The sequence below is a fragment of the Micromonospora sp. DT231 genome (assembly GCF_049847025.1).
Classification (GTDB): Bacteria; Actinomycetota; Actinomycetes; order Mycobacteriales; family Micromonosporaceae; genus Micromonospora.
This window is the reverse complement of the sequence record NZ_JBNCNO010000013.1, coordinates 54168-71466: the sequence shown is the minus strand read 5'-3', so window position 1 is coordinate 71466 and position 17299 is coordinate 54168. Positions and strand designations below refer to the sequence as shown.

20 protein-coding genes and 1 pseudogene are annotated in these 17299 nt (G+C 71.6%); 13 read left to right on the top strand and 8 right to left on the bottom strand.

Annotation, left to right across the window (positions count from 1 at the left end; translation table 11 throughout):
• Nucleotides 1–125: 125 nt before the first annotated feature.
• Both ACPXBU_RS27500 and mshA read right to left on the bottom strand, forming a co-directional pair.
• Entirely contained in the window at nt 126–641 is a 516-nt protein-coding gene (locus tag ACPXBU_RS27500; protein WP_425760280.1) for a YbjN domain-containing protein, read from the bottom strand.
• 57 nt (nt 642–698) lie between these two features.
• Complete coding sequence (gene mshA / locus ACPXBU_RS27495) at nt 699–2063, bottom strand: D-inositol-3-phosphate glycosyltransferase (protein ID WP_425760279.1); 1365 nt, start codon at nt 2061–2063, stop codon at nt 699–701.
• Between the two features lie 203 nt (nt 2064–2266).
• Between mshA and ACPXBU_RS27490 the strand changes: the two genes are divergently transcribed.
• Together ACPXBU_RS27490 and ACPXBU_RS27485 are read left to right on the top strand one after the other, a co-directional pair.
• Nucleotides 2267–3031, top strand: coding sequence for an SDR family oxidoreductase (locus tag ACPXBU_RS27490; RefSeq protein WP_425760278.1), 765 nt, complete (start codon nt 2267–2269; stop codon nt 3029–3031).
• 22 nt (nt 3032–3053) lie between these two features.
• Nucleotides 3054–3842: a class I SAM-dependent methyltransferase gene (locus ACPXBU_RS27485; RefSeq protein ID WP_393369865.1), complete on the top strand. Its 789-nt coding sequence runs from the start codon at nt 3054–3056 to the stop codon at nt 3840–3842.
• A 156-nt stretch (nt 3843–3998) separates the two neighbouring features.
• On the opposite strand, the gene ACPXBU_RS27480 is transcribed toward ACPXBU_RS27485, so the two are convergent.
• A complete protein-coding gene (locus ACPXBU_RS27480; protein ID WP_425760277.1) occupies nt 3999–5081 on the bottom strand; it encodes a UDP-N-acetylmuramate dehydrogenase in 1083 nt (360 codons plus the stop codon).
• A gap of 69 nt (nt 5082–5150) precedes the next feature.
• Here ACPXBU_RS27480 and ACPXBU_RS27475 point away from each other — a divergent pair, with 69 nt between their 5' ends.
• The 3 genes from ACPXBU_RS27475 (at nt 5151) to ACPXBU_RS27465 (ending at nt 8321) form a co-directional block, all read left to right on the top strand.
• Nucleotides 5151–5909, top strand: a complete 759-nt coding sequence (locus ACPXBU_RS27475) for a maleylpyruvate isomerase family mycothiol-dependent enzyme (RefSeq protein ID WP_393369859.1) — start codon at nt 5151–5153, stop codon at nt 5907–5909.
• Between the two features lie 203 nt (nt 5910–6112).
• Nucleotides 6113–7120: a LacI family DNA-binding transcriptional regulator gene (locus ACPXBU_RS27470; RefSeq protein ID WP_425760276.1), complete on the top strand. Its 1008-nt coding sequence runs from the start codon at nt 6113–6115 to the stop codon at nt 7118–7120.
• Nucleotides 7121–7424: 304 nt separating this feature from the next.
• The gene (locus ACPXBU_RS27465; protein WP_425760275.1) at nt 7425–8321 is read left to right on the top strand and encodes a GNAT family N-acetyltransferase; all 897 of its coding nucleotides are present in this window, start codon (nt 7425–7427) and stop codon (nt 8319–8321) included.
• A gap of 26 nt (nt 8322–8347) precedes the next feature.
• On the opposite strand, the gene ACPXBU_RS27460 is transcribed toward ACPXBU_RS27465, so the two are convergent.
• Both ACPXBU_RS27460 and ACPXBU_RS27455 read right to left on the bottom strand, forming a co-directional pair.
• A complete protein-coding gene (locus ACPXBU_RS27460; protein ID WP_425760273.1) occupies nt 8348–8623 on the bottom strand; it encodes a hypothetical protein in 276 nt (91 codons plus the stop codon).
• Nucleotides 8620–8925 carry a hypothetical protein gene (locus ACPXBU_RS27455; protein WP_425760271.1) on the bottom strand — a complete coding sequence of 102 codons (306 nt, stop codon included), beginning with the start codon at nt 8923–8925 and terminating at the stop codon, nt 8620–8622. The genes ACPXBU_RS27460 and ACPXBU_RS27455 overlap by 4 nt, the downstream gene beginning before the upstream one ends.
• Before the next feature lie 191 nt (nt 8926–9116).
• Here ACPXBU_RS27455 and ACPXBU_RS27450 point away from each other — a divergent pair, with 191 nt between their 5' ends.
• From ACPXBU_RS27450 to ACPXBU_RS27440, 3 genes and pseudogenes are all read left to right on the top strand, one after another.
• A complete protein-coding gene (locus tag ACPXBU_RS27450) occupies nt 9117–9845 on the top strand; it encodes a helix-turn-helix domain-containing protein (RefSeq protein WP_425760270.1) in 729 nt (242 codons plus the stop codon).
• A 27-nt stretch (nt 9846–9872) separates the two neighbouring features.
• A pseudogene (locus ACPXBU_RS27445) lies at nt 9873–9983 on the top strand (XRE family transcriptional regulator); the annotation flags it as partial.
• The gene (locus ACPXBU_RS27440; protein WP_425760269.1) at nt 9974–10165 is read left to right on the top strand and encodes a DUF397 domain-containing protein; all 192 of its coding nucleotides are present in this window, start codon (nt 9974–9976) and stop codon (nt 10163–10165) included. The pseudogene ACPXBU_RS27445 and the gene ACPXBU_RS27440, both read left to right, overlap by 10 nt.
• Before the next feature lie 129 nt (nt 10166–10294).
• On the opposite strand, the gene ACPXBU_RS27435 is transcribed toward ACPXBU_RS27440, so the two are convergent.
• Both ACPXBU_RS27435 and ACPXBU_RS27430 read right to left on the bottom strand, forming a co-directional pair.
• On the bottom strand, nt 10295–10810 hold the full coding sequence (locus tag ACPXBU_RS27435; RefSeq protein ID WP_425760268.1) for an O-acetyl-ADP-ribose deacetylase: 516 nt from the start codon (nt 10808–10810) through the stop codon (nt 10295–10297).
• A gap of 1 nt (nt 10811) precedes the next feature.
• Nucleotides 10812–11603: an EI24 domain-containing protein gene (locus ACPXBU_RS27430; RefSeq protein WP_425760267.1), complete on the bottom strand. Its 792-nt coding sequence runs from the start codon at nt 11601–11603 to the stop codon at nt 10812–10814.
• 200 nt (nt 11604–11803) lie between these two features.
• Between ACPXBU_RS27430 and ACPXBU_RS27425 the strand changes: the two genes are divergently transcribed.
• The 5 genes from ACPXBU_RS27425 to ACPXBU_RS27405 are packed head-to-tail and all read left to right on the top strand — an operon-like array spanning nt 11804 to nt 16370.
• Entirely contained in the window at nt 11804–12712 is a 909-nt protein-coding gene (locus ACPXBU_RS27425; protein WP_425760266.1) for an ABC transporter ATP-binding protein, read from the top strand.
• 13 nt (nt 12713–12725) lie between these two features.
• On the top strand, nt 12726–13460 hold the full coding sequence (locus ACPXBU_RS27420; RefSeq protein WP_425760265.1) for an ABC transporter permease: 735 nt from the start codon (nt 12726–12728) through the stop codon (nt 13458–13460).
• A gap of 11 nt (nt 13461–13471) precedes the next feature.
• Nucleotides 13472–14740, top strand: coding sequence for a sensor histidine kinase (locus tag ACPXBU_RS27415; RefSeq protein WP_425760264.1), 1269 nt, complete (start codon nt 13472–13474; stop codon nt 14738–14740).
• Complete coding sequence (locus tag ACPXBU_RS27410) at nt 14737–15378, top strand: response regulator (RefSeq protein ID WP_425760263.1); 642 nt, start codon at nt 14737–14739, stop codon at nt 15376–15378. The genes ACPXBU_RS27415 and ACPXBU_RS27410 overlap by 4 nt, the downstream gene beginning before the upstream one ends.
• A 23-nt stretch (nt 15379–15401) precedes the next feature.
• Nucleotides 15402–16370 carry a helix-turn-helix transcriptional regulator gene (locus tag ACPXBU_RS27405; protein ID WP_425760262.1) on the top strand — a complete coding sequence of 323 codons (969 nt, stop codon included), beginning with the start codon at nt 15402–15404 and terminating at the stop codon, nt 16368–16370.
• On the opposite strand, the gene ACPXBU_RS27400 is transcribed toward ACPXBU_RS27405, so the two are convergent.
• Nucleotides 16361–17275 carry an SDR family oxidoreductase gene (locus tag ACPXBU_RS27400; protein ID WP_425760260.1) on the bottom strand — a complete coding sequence of 305 codons (915 nt, stop codon included), beginning with the start codon at nt 17273–17275 and terminating at the stop codon, nt 16361–16363. The two genes, ACPXBU_RS27405 and ACPXBU_RS27400, sit on opposite strands and share 10 nt — an antisense overlap.
• Between the last annotated feature and the right edge of the window lie 24 nt (nt 17276–17299).

Here is a 17299-nt window from a genome sequence, read left to right as displayed (position 1 = left end):
CCGCGCGAGCGCGCGGGCGAGGCGCGCGGGCGCCGCGCGAGCGCGCGGGCGAGGCGCGCGGGCGCCGCGCGAGCGCGCGGGCGAGGCGCGCGGGCGCCGCGCGAGCGCGGGGGCACGGCGCGCGGTCAGGACTTGTTGGGGCCGGAGCCGGAGGGTTCGAAGAGATGGGCGAACGCGGCCAGGTTGGCGGTCGACTCGCCGCGCTTGACCCGCCACTCGTACTCGCGGCGGATCGAGCTGCCGAAGCCGATCTCCAGCATCGTGTCGAACGACTCGTCGGCGTACGTGAGCACGGAGCCGAGCAGCCGGTCCAACTCGTCGGCGTCCACGCCGGCCGGGTTGACCCGCCCGGTCAGGTAGACGTCGCCGACGGCGTCGGTGGAGAAGGAGACGCCGTACATCCGGGCGTTGCGCTGCAACAGCCAGGCCCACAGCTCCTCGCGGCGCTCGTCCGGTTGGCGCATCACGAACGCCTCGACCCGCAGCGCGTGCTCACCGATGATCAGGTTGCAGACCGTCTTGAGTTTGTGCGTGCCCGGCAGGGTCACCGCGTACGAGTCGGGGCCTGTCGACTCCCAGGCCAACTCCCGCTCCGCGCAGACCGACTCGATCAGGGTCGCAAGATCGCTCTTCGGGCTCACCGGACCCACTCTACGACCGACCCGCCCGGCGCACCTGTCGACGGCGACGCCCCCGGGTCACCAGGAGCAGGAGAGCGCCGGGTCGGCCGCCAGGTCGGCCGCGAGCCGGGCACGGTGCGCGGTGATCGCCTCGCCGTAGACACCGAGCAGACCGGTGACCGTACGGTCCCAGGAGAAGTGCCGGGCGTGCTGCTCGGCGCCCCGGCCGAGCGCTGCCCGGAGGGCTCCGTCCGGCAGCAGACGGCCCAGCGCCCTGGCCCAGTCGACCGGGTCGTGACCGTCTATCAGTACGCCGCTGACCTGATCCCGCACGGCGGTGACAAGTCCTCCGACGGCGGCGGCCAGCACCGGCGTACCGCAGGCCTGCGCCTCCAGGGCGACCAGGCCGAAGGATTCGTTGTGGGACGGCACCGCGACCAGGTCGGCCGCCCGGTAGAGGGCCGGCAGGTCGTCTCCGGTGAGCGGTGGCAGGAACCGCACCCCGTCGGCGACGCCGAGCGTGGCGGCCAGCTCGATCAGCGCGGTCGGCCGATCCAGCCCACTGCCGCTGGGTCCGCCGCAGATCACCACCGTCACCTGGTCGGCAAGCGCCGGGTCGCGTTCGCGCAGCGCGGCAATCGCGCGGATCAGCACGTCGGGGGCCTTGAGCGGCTGGATCCGACCGACGAAGGCGACGACGTACCCGTCGGCCGGCAGCCCCAGCCGACGGCGAGCCTCGTGGGTCGCCGCGGACCGGTTGCCCGGCGCGGGTCGGAAGCGGTCCAGGTCGACACCCGGCTGCACCACGCTGACCCGGCCCGGGTCGGCGTCGTAGCGGGTGAGGAGGTCGCTGGCCTCGAACCGGGTGTTGGCGACCAGCCGGTCCGCCTCGGCGACCACCTGTTCCTCGCCGATCACCCGGGCCTTGGGCTCCGGCCGGTCGCCGGCCGCGAGTTGGGCGTTCTTGACCTTCGCCAGGGTGTGCGCGGTGTGGACCAGCGGCACCCCCCAGCGCTCCTTGGCCAGCCAGCCGACCTGCCCGGAGAGCCAGTAGTGGGAGTGGATCAGGTCGTAGTGCCCGGGTGGGCGGGACGCCTCGGCGCGCAGCACACCCGCGGTGAAGGCGCAGAGCTGACCGGGCAGCTCTTCCTTGGTGAGGCCTTCCAGCGGGCCGGAGGTGATGTGCCGGACCTGCACGCCCGGCGCCATCTCGACGACCGGGGGCAGGTCGCCGGAGGTGGCGCGGGTGAAGATCTCCACCTCGACGTTGGCTTCGGCGAGTCGCCGGGCGACCTCGAGGATGTAGACGTTCATTCCGCCGGCGTCGCCCGTGCCGGGCTGGTGCAGGGGGGAGGTGTGCACCGACAGGGTGGCGATGCGGCGCGGCCGGGGCCATGGTCGGGCACCTCGCTGACGCCCGACACCGGTGTGCATTTCCGCCACATCCGCTCCTTTGTCACGGTAGATGCCGTCTCGCACGACCGGCGCTTCTCGGTCAACCTGTACGCCAGGTGTCATCTTCCCCATCGGGCTTCGGAAATTCCCCGGCGCGGCCCCCGGGGGTGACGGACCTCATCACCGCACCCGTTCGATGGCCGCCCCCGCCCGGTCGGAACGGGTCCCACGGCCGGGGTGACAATGTCGGAATGACAGCTGTCGCCATCGTCACCGGAGCGTCCAGCGGGATCGGCGCGGCCACTGCCCGCCGACTCGCCGCCGAGGGCTTCCACGTGCTCGCCGCCGCCCGCCGCGCCGATCGGCTCGCCGACCTGGTCGCCGAGATCACCGCCGCCGGCGGGCAGGCCACCGCGGTGACCTGCGACATCACCTCGGACGAGTCGGTGGCCGGGCTGGCCGAGGCCGCCGCCCAGGCACCCGGCCCGGTCACCCTGCTCGTCAACAACGCCGGCGGAGCGCGTGGGCTGGACCCGGTGGAGTCGGGCTCGGTCGCCGACTGGCAGTGGATGTACGACGTCAACGTGCTCGGCACGCTGCGGGTCACCCAGGCGCTGCTGCCCGCGCTCGAGGCGTCCGGCGCCGGCACCATCGTGGTGGTCTCCTCCACCGCCGGCCTGACCGTCTACGAGGGCGGGGGCGGCTACGCCGCCGCGAAGCACGCGCAGACCGCCATCGCCGGCACGCTCCGCCTGGAGTTGTGCGGCCGACCGCTGCGGGTCATCGAGATCGACCCGGGCATGGTGAAGACCGACGAGTTCGGGCTGGTCCGCTTCGAGGGTGACGCGGAGCGGGCGGCCGCCGTCTACGCGGGAGTGCCGGGGCCGCTCGTCGCCGAGGACGTCGCCGACTGCATCGCCTGGTGTGCCACCCGCCCCGAGCACGTGAACATCGACCGACTGGTGGTCCGACCGCGGGCGCAGGCCGCCCAGCACAAGGTGCACCGGGTCTCCTGAGGTCGCCGGTCGGGAGGTTGACGTGAGCCCTGTGGCGCGGCGCCGGCCGCTCGGCGTGGTCACGCGCGGCACGACAAACCCGAACCGGCTCCGTCGGGTGGACAACTGGATCGTCGCCACCTGCGCCGACCGGCTGTTGGCGGCGGCCGACCCCCTGGTCGTCGACCTTGGCTACGGCGCCAACCCGGTGACCGCTGTGGAACTGCGCGCCCGGCTGGCGGCGGGAGTACGTCCCGACGTACGCCTGGTGGGGTTGGAGATCGACCCGGCCCGGGTGGCCGCCGCGGCCCCGGCCGCCGACCCGCCGGGCCTGACGTTCGCCCGCGGCGGGTTCGAACTGGCCGGGCTCCGGCCGGTGCTGGTCCGCGCGTTCAACGTGCTGCGACAGTACGACGAGAGCGAGGTCCCGGACGCCTGGCGGACGATGACCGCCGCGCTCGCCCCGGGTGGGGCGCTCGTCGAGGGCACGTGCGACGAGTTGGGTCGGCTCGCCAGCTGGCTGCTCGTCGACGCCGACGGCCCTCGGACGCTGACCCTGGCCGCCAAGCTCACCACGCTGGGCAGCCCCACCGAGTTGGCCGAGCGGCTGCCCAAGGCGCTGATCCACCGCAACGTTCCCGGTGAGCCGGTGCACGACCTGATCCGCGCCCTGGACGGAGCCTGGCAGGCCGCCGCCCCGTACGCCACCTTCGGCCCCCGCCAACGCTGGCTGAGAGCGGTGACAGGCCTCCGCGAAACCGGCTGGCCCGTCCTCGGCGGCCCCACACGCTGGCGCCAGGGCGAGCTAACCCTCCCCTGGCCCCTCCCGTAACCCGCGCACCCCACCCACCCCGCCCCCGCCCCGCCCCGCCCCGCCCCGGCCTCGTCGATCTTGCACTTTCTGTCGTTGATATGCCCTTTTGCAGCTCTTATGTCCCCGCAGAAACTGCAAGATCGCGGGGGCGTGCGGCGGGGAGGGGAACGGGGGTTAGAGAGCGCAGTTGATGAGGACCGGTTCGGGGTGGAGGGTTACGCCGAAGCGGGCCTGCACCGTGTCGCGGATGTCGCGCGCCAGGGTGAGCAGGTCACCGGTGTGGGCGGTGCCGCTGCGGTTGGTGAGCGCGAGAGTGTGCTTGCCGGAGATGGCCACGCCGCCCGGCCCGGGGTGCCCCTTGGTGAAGCCGGCCTTGTCGATGAGCCAGGCCGCGCTCACCTTGACCATGCCGTCGGCTCCCGGCCAGGCGGGCGGGTCACCCAGCTCGGCGGCGCGCTCCAGGAACAGCTCGTACGTCGCCTGGTCCAGCACCGGGTTGGTGAAGAAGGAGCCGACCGAGCGAGTGTCCGGGTCGGTGGCGTCGAGCACCATGCCCTTGCCGGCGCGCAACCGCAGCACCGCCGCGCGGGCGTCGGCCAGCGGCACCTGGTCACCCACCTCGACGCCGAGCGCACGAGCCAACTCGGCGTAGCGCACCGGGCCGGAGAGCGGGGACCGGGTGAGTCGGAAGTCGACGGAGAGCACCACCCACCGGTCCCGGTACTTGAAGATGCTGCCTCGGTAGGCGAACCCGCAGTCGGCGGCGGGGATGCTGTAGCGGGTGCCCTCGACCCGGTCGTACACCTCGACGCCGCTGATCGTCTCGGCGACCTCCTGGCCGTACGCGCCGACGTTCTGGATCGGGGTGGCGCCGGTCGAGCCGGGGATGCCGGAGAGGCACTCCAGCCCGGCCCAGCCGTTGGCCACCGTGGCGGCGACCAGGTCGTCCCAGGGCTCGCCGGCGTCGACACGTACGGTGACCGACCCGGCGTCCTCGGCGATGACGCTCAGCCCACGGGAGCGCACCAGCACGACGGTGCCGGGGAAGCCGGCGTCGCCGATCACGACGTTGCTGCCGCCGGCCAGGATCAGGACCGGCTCGTCCGCGGTACGGACGGCACGGACGATCTCGTCGGCACTGTCGGCGGCCATGATCCGCTGGGCCGTCCCACCCATTCGTAGAGTGGTGTAACTGGCCAGTGGACCAGGGATGGCACGATCGGCTTCGGTTGTCGGCTGGGCGGAGGCGTCTGGCACGCCCTTCACCTTAGGCTGACAGATAGCCGTGGCACCCACTGGTCGTCCGGCACCCCCGGGAGGATGGCGATGAGCAGACTGCAGGGCAGCAAGGATTTCTGGATCGGGGCGCTCCGAGCGGAGGGTCCCGCATTCGCGGCGGCGGTGGCCGATGCGCCGCCGGAGACACCGGTTCTGTCCTGTCCGGGCTGGACGGTCAGCGACCTCACACTGCACCTCGCTGGCATCTACCAATGGGTTTCGTCGTTCGCCGGCGCCGGCCAGACCACTCAGCCGCCCCGCCGGGAACCGCTTGAGGCGGACCCGGGGGTGCTCCCGCTGCAGCTGTGGCAGCAGGGGTACGACCGGCTGATGACCGTCTTCGACGGGCTCGACCCGGAGTCCCCGGCGTGGAACTGGGCTCCGCAGCCGAAGAAGGCCGGCTTCTGGCCGCGTCGGATGGCGCACGAGACGGCTGTGCACCGTTGGGACGCCCAACTCGCCATCGCGGCCGGCGAGCCGGTAGAGGCGAAGCTCGCGGCCGACGGGGTGAGTGAGGTGCTGGACACCTGGCTGCCGGCGGGCCGGCGGCGGACGCCTGGCGACTGGCGCGGCGTGGTGCAGCTCACCGCTACCGACGCGGCTCAGGAGTGGTATTTGCGGCTGCGCGGCGAGGGGGTGGCGCTGCTCGACACGGACACCATCTTCGACCACGACGATCATCACGCCCGCGCACAGGTCAGCGGCACGGCGAGCGATCTGCTGTTGGCGTTGTGGGGTCGGGTGAGCTTCGAGACGCTCGACGTGGCCGGCGATCGCGCTCTGCTGGATGGCCTGCGAGCCAAGTGATCGATGGTTCTCGACGAGGGCGTCACCCCGCCGGGTGGCGCCCTCGCCCGTTCCCGAGGGTCTGGGCCGAACACCCGAGAGAGCGCTCTCTTGACAGGGTGAGAAGCGCCGGTCACGCTGTCGTGACTCAGCGGCGCACACTGAAGGCCGGGTGCCGGCGTTGAGCACCCGGCACGGGCTGTGACGAGCGGGAGGAAGTCGCGATGACGACGGCGCAACGGCCGACGCTCGAAGCGGTGGCGGCGCGGGCCGGGGTGTCCCGGGCCACCGTGTCCCGTGTGGTCAACGGCTCCACCACTGTCGCCGAGCCGATCCGCGAGGCGGTCACCCGGGCGGTCGCCGAGCTGGGCTACGTGCCCAACCTCGCCGCCCGCAGCCTGGTCACCCAACGCACCGACTCGATCGCGCTGGTCATGCCGGAGGCGGCCACCCGGGTCTTCTCCGACGACCAGGTCTTCCCCGGCATCATCCGTGGCGTCAGCCAGGAACTGGAGGCCGCCGACAAGCAACTGGTGCTGATGCTCGCCGGTTCACCGGCCGGCCATCACCGCGTCGAGCGGTACACCACCGGCCGGCACGTCGACGGGGTGCTCTTCGCCTCACTGCACGGTGCCGACCCGCTGCCCGGCACACTGGCCCGGCTCGGCATCCCGGTGGTGGTCAGCGGCCGGCCACTCGGCGACGTACCCGTGCCGTACGTCGACGTCGACCACGTCGGCGGGGTGACCGCTGCGATCCAACACCTGCTCGACATCGGTCGCCGGCGGATCGCCACCATCGCCGGACCGCAGGACATGATCGCCGGGATCGAACGGCTCAGCGGTTACCGCAGCGCGGTCGCCGACGCGGGGCTGCCCGAGCTGGTCGCCGTCGGCGACTTCACCCGGGAGTCCGGGTCGGCGGCGATGCGCCGGCTACTCACCGAGCATCCCGACCTGGACGGCGTCTTCGCCGCCTCCGACCTCATGGCCCACGCCGCCCTGCGGACGTTGCGCGAGGCCGGCCGGCGGGTGCCGGAGGACGTCGCGGTCATCGGCTTCGACGACATCGAGACCGCCGCGTACACCGAGCCTCCCCTGACCACCGTCCGGCAGCCCATCGTGGAACTCGGCAGGCGGATGACCCAGCAGCTACTCCGCCTCGCCGCCGGCGAAACGATCGAACAGTTGGTCATGCTCCCCACCGAACTGGTCCGCCGAGCCTCCGCCTGACCAGTCCCGCCGCGCCCCGCGGTCCGCGCGGCCGCGCGCCCGCCGCGCCCGCGCCCGCGCCCGCAAGATCCGCACAACTTCAGGGAAATAGTGGCCTCCGAGCGCCGGGAGGCCACTATTTCCCTGAAGTTGCTGCCCGCTGGTCGGTGACTACGGAAGTACGCGGTTAATGCGTCGCCTGGGCAGACGATCTTGGTTAGCCTCGCCGACATGCCGGATCCTGTCGTGTCACCGCACGCGCTCAGCTGTTCCCACCTACTCGTCGAGGTCGAGGCCGTCGCCGCCGTACGGACGGGGGCCTGACATGCGGATCCGGCTGGCAACTCCGGACGACGCCCCGGCCGTGGTGGCGCTGCGCGCGACTGTCGTTCCGTACCTGGTGCGCGGTGTCGAGTCGACCCGGAAGATGATCGCGGAACCACCGCCCGGGGAGGCCTGGACCGCCTTCGTGGCCGAGGTCGACCATCAGGTGGTCGGCTGGGTGTCCGCCGAACGGATCACCTCGACGTCGATGGCGAACGTCGGCGGCATCAACCTGCTGCACGTGCACCCGGAGCACCGACGGCGCGGCCTCGGGACGGCCCTGCTGACCGCCGCGACCGACCACCTTCGCCCGTTGGGAATCCGCCGGGTGCGTGCCATGGCACTGTCGGAGGCGCTGCCGTTCGCCCGCCGACACGGCTACGAGCCCAGCCGAGAGGTGCGCTACTCCGCACTCGACCTGAGTTCGGCACCGGCACTGCCCGAGCCGCCCCCGGGCGTACGGCTGCGCCCGATCGCTGACCTGGACCCCCACCTGCTGTACGTGGCGAATGTGGCCTCGGCAGCGGACGAACCGGGCGACGTGCCGGTCGACGCGATCAGCTACGAGAGCTGGCAGTACGACGTGTGGGACAACCTCGGGCTGGACAAGGCGTCCAGCATCGCCGCCGAGGTCGACGGTGCCGTGGTCGCCTTCAGCCTCGTGAAGCGAGACGGGGACCGGATGTGGTCGGACTACACGGGCTCCGTCCCCGCGTACCGGGGGCGTGGGCTGGCCCGGCTGACCAAGGTGGCGGCGCTGCACCGGGCCGCCGCGAACGGCGTGCGCGTCGCGTACACCTCGAACGACGAGGCGAACGCGCCGATGCTCGCGATCAACGCCCGACTGGGCTACCGGCCGGTCGCATCCCAGTGGGCCTGTCTGACCGATCTGACTTGATCCGGGGCACTCCTGAGGCTCGATCCTCAACGGCGATCAGGCCGGCGCGACCTGCGGGCCAGGGACAGCCACCCCAGAAAGCGGTTGTGCATCACGGCGAGATCCGGGCACCCGCCCAGGCCGTACGTGTCGTCGACGGCCTCCTGCATCGACGAGGCCAGGTAGAACGCCAGAGCGATCGAGTGACCGTAGAACTCGGCAACGAGGTCGAGTTGAGCCGGACCGCAGGGCCACGGCGCGGCGCAGTTGCGACACAACCACGCGGGGCGCATCGGCAGATGCGGCCGAGGGCGGGCGATCACCCGACCCGCACCGACGTACGGCGGACCGGCCGGCGGGCCGTGGGCCGGGCGGTCGGAATCGGAGCGTCCCGCCAGATCAGCCCCGCCGTCTGGACGAAGAGCGACCGCCGTACGACCGCCTCGCCCCTCGGGCCCAGCTCGTAGCCCTCGATCCAGAGCCAGCCGTCATAGGTCACCCAGTCGGGAAGCCGGATCACGCGGACGAATATCGGCCGGAGGAACTGCACACTCGCCGCGCGGGTCAGGTGCAGGACATTGCCCGACTTCACCTTCCGCGTGGACCCTCTCACCCAACCATCCATCGATGCACCCCACTCCGATCATTGGGCGGGGCCGCACTGAGCTCTCGCCCAACTGGCGACCCTGGGCCGGCACCGCCGCCGGTAGTCGCCTCCGCCAGCGGTACCGCTCCACACGGTTTCAGCGGGTATCGGACGCCTGTACCGTCCGTGTGCGACCATCGGGGACGTCTAGGAGAGGTCCCCTTGCGATGATGCGAAACGACGCCCTCGGACACGCCCTCAGATCTGCGGGGCTGACCGTTGCTGACCTCGCCGAGAAGTGCGGTGTGGACCCGAAGACGGTTGAGCGGTGGATCAGCAGGGGCCGCATCCCTCACCCACGCTCCCGGATGCGGGCCGCAGGGGTGTTGGGTCAGGATGTAGAGGTGCTATGGCCCGAAGTCGTCCGTCGCGCTGTCAAGGTCGGTTCAGACCGTGAGTTGGTCGGCGTGTACGCCCGCCGATCCGACCTTCCGCGTTCACTGTTCCGCGAGTTGATCGACAAAGCTGGCACTCGGTTGTGGTTCGGCGGATACACGAGCTATTTCGTATGGCTTGAGGTGCCCAACGCCGCCACCACGATCGGTGCGAAGGCCCAGAACGGCGCCGATGTGCGTTTCCTGCTCGGCGATCCTGGCAGCGAGGTCACTACGGCGCGAGAGCGCATCGAGTCGACTCCGCTCACGCTCGCGACTCGCATCGCCATGACCCAGTCGGAGATCGCGAAGTCTCCGGAACCCCTTGCCACCCGAATGTCGGAACGACACGTTGCCATGTCAGTTTGGGTCTTCGATGACGAGGCGATCGTGGCTACGCACATCGGCGCAGGTCTCGGACAGGACTCGGTGACGATGCACCTCCGACGCCGTGGTAACGGCGGTCCGTTTGATCGTTACGTGGAGCACTTCGAGTCCCTGTGGGACGACGCACGGGCGGCTTAGTGATCAAGCTGGAGGTTCGGCAGCGTCGCCGACCCGACCCCTACGCTCCAAAAGACGTGGGAGGCCGTCCTGCGAGACGCACTCCCCCGCCGACCCTCTCTAGATCTGATCAAGGAAGCGGCGAAGACATGGACATGACCGACGCCCGTTGGCGCAAGTCGACGAAGTCCGGGACGAACGGCGGCAACTGTGTCGAGGTCGCTGACAACCTGCCCGGCGTCGTGCTGGTCCGGGATTCCAAGGCCCGTCATGGCGCGACCCTGACCTTCGGGCCGGCAGCCTGGCGCGCCTTCATCGCGGAGTTCGCCGGACGCGAGTGACCACGTCAAGCCGCTTGATGAGCACCCATCCGAGCCACGGTGATCAAGTGCTGAAAAGTAGGTCAGAATCGCCTCGGAGACCTACTTTTCAACACCTGATCGACGCGGAAGCGGTGGCTGTGGCCGATGTCAGGCGGCGTCGAAGACCTGGCGGGCTGTCGCGTGGGTGTCGGGGCCGAAGAGCACCAGGCGTGCCTCGGTGACGGTGGCCGGAGTGGCCGCGCGCAGCACCGACAGTGCCTGCTGGACCGCGTCGTCGACCGGCCAGCCGTAGATGCCGGCGGAGATCAGCGGGAACGCCACCGTGGACGCGCCCAGCTCGTCGGCCACCCGGAGACTGTTGGCGTAGCAGTCGCGCAGCAGCGCCGACCGGTCCTCGCCGCCCGACCAGACCGGCCCGACGGTGTGGATCACCCAGCGGGCCGGCAGCTCGCCGGCGGTGGTCGCCACGGCCTGGCCGGTGGGCAGGCCCCTGCCGTAGTGGGACGCCCGCAACGCCCGGCACTCGGCCAGGATGGCCGGGCCGCCACGCCGGTGGATCGCGCCATCGACGCCACCGCCGCCGAGCAGGGACGAGTTCGCGGCGTTCACGATGGCGTCCACCCGCTGGGTGGTGATGTCCCCCTCGACCAGGGTGATCTCCATGTCAGTCCCTCTCGATCGACTGGCCCATCGAGCGGCGGGCCAGCAGGGTGGCACCGGCCACCGCCGCCGGCATGATCAGCACCGCGCCGAGCGGGATGAGGAAGCAGAGGAAGACCGCCACCCCGAAGCCGAGCGAGGTGGCCCGGTCGGCCTTCAGGATCGTCCGGCGTTGCGGCAGCCGCATACCGCGTCGGTAGAAGGGCGCACCGACCAGCTCCACGGCGAGGAACCACCCGCCCACCGCCGCCCCGATGACCGGGACGACAGTCTGACCGACCACCGGGATGAAGCCGGCGAGGAACAGCGGAATTCCCACAAGCACCGTGAGCGCCACCAGCCGTACCGAGTCGGCGAGGCTGCGGCGCAGCGACGACCAGAACGGCACCTCGACCGCGCCGGGCGTGCCGCCGTACCGCTGCTCGACCCGCTCGGAGATCTTCTCGTAGAAAGGGTCGCCGATGACCAGGGTCACCGCGGTGAAGGTGAGCACTCCGAGCAGGCCGCCAACGCCCAGGAAGGCCAGCCCGGCGATCACCCGGACCAGGCTGCGGGTGGTGCTCGACCAGTCGTCGGCGAACGGGGTGACAAGCGCGGCGAGGTCGTCCACGAAGTACACCAGGGTGCCGAGCGCGGCCAGGAACAGCGCGCCGGAGATCAGCGCCGGCACGACGCCGAGCAGCATCAGCCCCGGGCTGCGGACGTAGAGGCCGAGCCCGCGCAGGAGCAGCCCCGCCCCGGCGAGGAAGCGTCCGACGACCCCGGTCACCGGGCTGGCGATTCTGCTGGCATCCACGATCGAGCAGCCTAACCAGCCGTGATCGAATCTGCCGGGCGGAGCGCTAGCAGCGACCCGCATCGCACGCATCAACCGGTTGACGGACGGAGGCGATCAACCGGGGACACCGGCGATCATCGCCGACCGGTCGATTCGCCGCCGGGCCACCCCGACAACCCTTGAGGGGTACGAAGTCAGCGGCGGCGGAAGGCGGCACGATGCCGGTCATCGAGGTGACCCACCTGAAGAAGCGGTACGGCGGCCTGGTGGCGGTGGACGACGTATCGCTCGCCGTGGAGGCCGGGGAGATCTTCGGCGTCCTCGGTCCGAACGGCGCCGGCAAGACCACCACCGTGGAGTGTGTCGCCGGGCTGCGTGTCCCCGACGGGGGCGGGGTGTCGGTCCTCGGGCTCGACCCGCGCCGGGACGCGGCCCAGCTTCGCCAGCGGGTCGGGGTGCAACTGCAGGAGAGCCAACTGCCGGACCGGCTCCGGGTCGCCGAGGCACTGGAGTTGTACGCCTCGTTCTACCGCAACCCGGCGGACCCGGCCGCGTTGCTCGACAAGCTGGGTCTCGGCGACAAGCGGAACACCGCGTACAAGAAGCTCTCCGGCGGTCAGAAGCAGCGGCTCTCCATCGCGCTGGCCCTGGTCGGCAACCCGGAGATTGCGATCCTCGACGAGCTGACCACCGGGCTGGACCCGCAGGCCCGCCGGGACACCTGGGGTCTGATCGAACAGGTCCGCGACAGCGGGGTGACGATCGTGCTTGTCACCCACTTCATGGAGGAGGCCGAGCGGCTCTGTGACCGGGTCGCGGTGATCGACCGCGGCCGGGTGGTCGCCCTGGACAGCCCGGCCGGCCTGGTGTCGGCGGTGGCGCCGCAGCAGCGGATCCGGTTCCGACCCTCGGCTCCGGTCGACGACCGGCTGCTCACCGACCTGCCCGAAGTCTCCGCCGTGCAGCGCACCGGTAGCCAGGTGGTGGTGACCGGCACCGGCGAGTTGCTGCACGCGGTCACCTCGGTGCTCGCCCGCCACCAGATCGTCGCCGCGGACCTTCGGCTGGAGCAGTCCACCCTCGACGACGCCTTCGTGGAGCTGACCGGGCACCGCTCCACCAACTGAGAAGGGAGCCACCATGCACGCCTTTCGCCAGATCCTGAGGATCGAGGCTCGCCTCTACCTGCGGGACCGCCCGACGCTGCTCACCACTGTCGGGCTACCCACCCTGATCCTGACGGTGCTCGGGCTGATCCCCGCGCTCCGCGAGCCGGACCCGACCTTCGACGGGCAGACCTTCGTCAGCTACTTCGCCCCGTCGCTGCTGGTCGTCACCCTCGCCATGGTGGGGGTGAACACCCTGCCCGCCGTGCTGGCCACCTACCGGGAACGGGGCGTACTGCGCCGGCTGGCGACGACACCGGCGCACCCGGCGGCTCTGCTCGCCGCCCAACTGGTGCTGGCCCTGGCCGGGATCCTGGCCAGTGCGCTGCTGCTCATCCTCGTCGCCCGGCTCGCGTTCGGGGTCCCGTTCCCCCGGCACCCGCTCGGCTTCACGCTGGCGTTCCTCCTCGGCACGGCGGCGCTGCTGTCGCTCGGCCTGCTTGTCGCCGCCGTGGCCCGGACGACGAAGGCGGCACAGGCCCTGGCCGTACCGCTGTTCCTGGTCACCATGTTCTTCGGCGGCGTCTACCTCCCCCGGTTCCTGCTTCCGGACGTCGTGGCGCGGATCGGCGACTACACGCCGCCCGGTGTGCAGGCGCTCCTCGACGCCTGGACCGGCACGTCGCCGCAGCCGCTGAACCTGGCGATAATGGCGGTGATCGCCGTGGCGGCCGGCGCCAGCGCGGCGAAACTGTTCCGCTGGGAGTGAGCGGAGATGCGGTGACCTGCAACGGTGGGCACGACCGTCTGACCAGTTGGCGGGAGCGCGAGGCGAGCCTCTATCGGGTGTTCCCCTTCGGCGGGCTGACCCTGGGCACCCTGCTGGCCCTCGTCGCACCGGCACCCGATCATCTCGGGACACTGCCCACCCTCGCCGTCGCCGTGGCGGCCGGATGCTGGGTCGCCTGGTTCGTCACATTGCATCCCGGCTGGCAGAGCCGGCGTGGGCTGATGGCTGTCTACTACGCCGGGCTGCTCGCGTTCGCCGCCGCACTGGTGGCCGTCAGCCCGTGGTACGGCTTCTTCGCCTGGGTCGGTTACATCCACGCCTTTCCGGTGCTCCGTACTCGTTGGCGGATCGCCGGTGTGGTCACCACCGCCACCCTGGTCGCCACGTCGCAGGGCGGCGGTCTGTCGGTGGTGACGTCGCACCTGCCGCTCTGGCTGGTGCTGGTGCTCTTCAACCTGGTGGTGGCCGGCTCGTTGAGCTGGTTCGCGATGGTCGCCGAGCAGGAGGACGCCAAACGTAAGCGGTTGGTGGCGGAACTCGGCGAGGCCAACCACCAACTCACCGAGACGGCCCGGGAGAACGCCGGGCTGCACGCCCAACTGCTCACCCAGGCCCGGGAGGCCGGCGTGCTGGACGAGCGGCAACGGATGGCCCGGGAGATCCACGACACCCTGGCGCAGGGGTTGACCGGCATCATCACCCAACTGGAGGCGGCCGAGCAGAGCCGCGACCGGTCCGCCGACTGGCGCCGGCACGTCGACAACGCGCTCGCACTGGCCCGGGAGAGCCTCACCGAGGCCCGCCGCTCGGTACAGGCGGTCCGCCCGGAACCGTTGGAGACGGCCCGGCTACCGGACGCCCTGGTCGAGCTGGGCGGCCGCTGGTCGGCCCTCAACGGGGTACGCGCCGACGTGGCCACCACCGGCACGCCCCGCCCACTGCACCCGGAGGTCGAGGTGACCCTGCTGCGGGCCGCCCAGGAGGCGCTGTCCAATGTCGCCCGGCACGCCGCCGCATCGCGGGTCGGGCTGACCCTGTCGTACATGGCGGACGTGGTCACGCTGGACGTCCGTGACGACGGGGCCGGCTTCGACCTCACCGACCGGCCGACGCCCCGCGAGCCGGGCGGCGGGTACGGGCTGACCGCCATGCGGCAGCGGGTGACCCGGGTCGGTGGCGAGTTGGCAGTCGAATCCGAGCCGGGCAACGGCACCGCGATCTCGGCGTCCGTCCCCGCGCTGCCCGGAGGTGCCGGTTGACCGCCCCGGTACGACTGCTGATCGTCGACGACCATCCGGTCGTACGGGACGGCCTGCGGGGGATGTTCACCGGCGACCCCGATTTCGAGGTGGTGGGCGAAGCCGCGGACGGCTCCGAGGCGGTGGTCCTGGTCGCGACGCTGCGGCCGGACGTGGTGCTGATGGACCTCCGGATGCCCGGGATGGACGGGGTGACCGCCATCGGCCGGCTGGCTCGCGCCGGCAGCGCCGCCCGGGTGCTGGTGCTCACCACCTACGACACGGACGCGGACGTGCTGCCGGCGATCGAGGCAGGTGCGACAGGTTACCTGCTCAAGGACACCCCTCGGGAAGAGCTGGTTCGCGCGGTCCGGGCGGCGGCCCGGGGTGAGTCGGTGCTCGCGCCGAGCGTCGCCGGCCGGCTGATGGGTCGGCTGCGCGCTCCGGCCGAGGAGCCGCTCAGCCACCGGGAGCTGGAGGTCCTCACCCTGGTGGCCCGGGGCGCCTCCAACCGGGAGGCGGCGACCCGCCTGTTCATCAGCGAGGCCACCGTCAAGACACACCTGCTGCACGTGTACGCCAAGCTCGGGGTCAACGACCGCGCCGCCGCGGTGGCCACCGCGTACGACCGGGGGTTGCTGACGCCCGGCGGGCGGTGAGCGGCACCGGGCAGGATGGGCGGGTGCGCGCGTCCCGACTGATCTCGTTGCTGTTGCTGTTGCAGGCGCGCGGGTCGATGACCGCGAGCGAGCTGGCACGGGAGTTGGAGGTCTCCGAGCGGACCGTCTACCGGGACGTGCTGGCGCTCTCCGCCGCCGGGGTGCCGGTCTACGCCGACCGGGGTCGGGCCGGCGGTTACCGGCTGCTCGGTGGCTACCGCACCCGACTGACCGGGCTGACCCGGGACGAGGCGGAGGCGCTCTTCCTCAGCGGGCTACCCGGGCCGGCCGGCGAGATGGGGCTCGCCGACGCGGTCGCCTCCGCCGAGCTGAAGGTGCTCGCCGCGCTGCCGCCCGCCCTGCGCGACGCCCCGGCCCGTACCGGGCAGCGGTTCCACCTGGACGTACCGGGCTGGTTCCGGGAGACCCCGCCACCGCGCTGGCTTCCCGAGCTGGCCCGGGCGGTCTGGGCGGACCGGGTGGTGGAGTTGCGCTACCGACGCGGCGACCGGGAGGTGGGCCGCCGGGCCGAGCCGTACGGGCTGGTCCTCAAGAGCGGGATCTGGTATCTGGTCGGCCGGGTCGGCGTGGACGCGCGCACCTACCGGGTGGACCGGGTCACCGGGGTCGAGGTGGGCGAGGAGCAGTTCGACCGCGACGAGGGCTTCGACCTGGCCGGGCACTGGCGCGAGCAGGCCGGGTCGTTCCTGCGGACCATGCTGCGGGCCGAGGTCACCGTCCGGCTGAGCCCCGCCGGCCTGCGCCAGCTCCGACACCTGGTCGACGCCCCCAAGGTGTACGACGAGGTGGTCGCCGCCGCCGGACCACCCGACGGGCAGGGCTGGGTGGTGGCGCGGCTGCCCGTCGAGTCGGTCCCGGTGGCGTACCACCAACTGCTGGGGCTCGGCCCCGAGGTGGAGGTGCTCGGTCCACCCGAGCTGCGGCAGTTGGTGGCCGAGGCGGCCGGCCGCCTCGGCGCGCTCTACCGGTAGCCGGTGACGTCCGCCGGCTTGCCCGCGTCGACCACCTCGGTGATGTAGCGGAAGCCCTCCGGTTGGCTGCCGTCGAGGTCGGTGAAGCCGTACACCTTGGACAGTGTGCCGGCATCGACGGACCGACCGTTCCAGCGGGCCTTCTCCTCGTCGGCGGCGAGCGCGGCCACCGCGCGGCCGACGAATGCCGGCGTCTCCGAGATGAGGAAGTTGGGGTCGGTGGCGGCGCCGTCGCGCCAGTTGTCCTCGGTCACGCCGAAGTGCTCGAGCATCGCCTCCGAACGGATCCACCCGGGGGTGAGCGCCACCGCCGTGCAGCCGTGCGGCTTCAGCTCGTGGGCCTGGGAGAACGCGAGCCGGTTGACCGAGACCTTCGCCAGGTCGTAGAAGACCGACAGCCGGTAGTTGTCGTCGTTGTACGCCTTGGTGCCGTCACCCATCTCCACCACCAGACCGCCAGGCTTGCGGATCAGCAGTGGCAGGGCGAAGTGGCTGGTGATGATGTGCGTGTCGATGGCCAGCCGCAGGGTGCGGAAGCCGGCGTCCAGAGGCTGCTCCCAGACCGGTTTGTCCCAGGTGACCAGCGGGTCGCCACCCCAGATGTCGTTGACCAGCACGTCGAGCTGGCCCTGCTCCGCGTCGATCCGGGCGATCAGGTCGCGGACCTGCTCCGGCACCAGGTGATCGACCCGAACGGCGATGCCCGTGCCGCCAGCCGCGGTGACCAGCTCGGCGGTCTCCTCGATGGTCTCCGGCCGGTCCATCTCTGATCGGCCGGCGCTGCTGCTGCGGCCGGTGGCGTAGACGGTGGCGCCAGCGGCACCGAGCTGGACGGCGATCTGCCGACCGGCGCCCCGGGTGGCGCCGGCGACCAGCGCGATCTTTCCTGTCAGCGGTTGTGTCATACCAGCGAGGTTGTCAGCGATACC

What these genes read in the sequence shown, in the direction of transcription:
- ACPXBU_RS27490 (WP_425760278.1), top strand. Translation starts at nt 2,267, where the DNA reads ATGACAGCTGTCGCCATCGTCACCGGAGCGTCCAGCGGGATCGGCGCG.
- ACPXBU_RS27475 (WP_393369859.1), top strand. Translation starts at nt 5,151, where the DNA reads ATGAGCAGACTGCAGGGCAGCAAGGATTTCTGGATCGGGGCGCTCCGA.
- ACPXBU_RS27470 (WP_425760276.1), top strand. Translation starts at nt 6,113, where the DNA reads ATGACGACGGCGCAACGGCCGACGCTCGAAGCGGTGGCGGCGCGGGCC.
- ACPXBU_RS27465 (WP_425760275.1), top strand. Translation starts at nt 7,425, where the DNA reads ATGCGGATCCGGCTGGCAACTCCGGACGACGCCCCGGCCGTGGTGGCG.
- ACPXBU_RS27455 (WP_425760271.1), bottom strand. Translation starts at nt 8,925, where the DNA reads ATGGATGGTTGGGTGAGAGGGTCCACGCGGAAGGTGAAGTCGGGCAAT.
- ACPXBU_RS27450 (WP_425760270.1), top strand. Translation starts at nt 9,117, where the DNA reads ATGCGAAACGACGCCCTCGGACACGCCCTCAGATCTGCGGGGCTGACC.
- ACPXBU_RS27440 (WP_425760269.1), top strand. Translation starts at nt 9,974, where the DNA reads ATGGACATGACCGACGCCCGTTGGCGCAAGTCGACGAAGTCCGGGACG.
- ACPXBU_RS27435 (WP_425760268.1), bottom strand. Translation starts at nt 10,810, where the DNA reads ATGGAGATCACCCTGGTCGAGGGGGACATCACCACCCAGCGGGTGGAC.
- ACPXBU_RS27425 (WP_425760266.1), top strand. Translation starts at nt 11,804, where the DNA reads ATGCCGGTCATCGAGGTGACCCACCTGAAGAAGCGGTACGGCGGCCTG.
- ACPXBU_RS27420 (WP_425760265.1), top strand. Translation starts at nt 12,726, where the DNA reads ATGCACGCCTTTCGCCAGATCCTGAGGATCGAGGCTCGCCTCTACCTG.
- ACPXBU_RS27400 (WP_425760260.1), bottom strand. Translation starts at nt 17,275, where the DNA reads ATGACACAACCGCTGACAGGAAAGATCGCGCTGGTCGCCGGCGCCACC.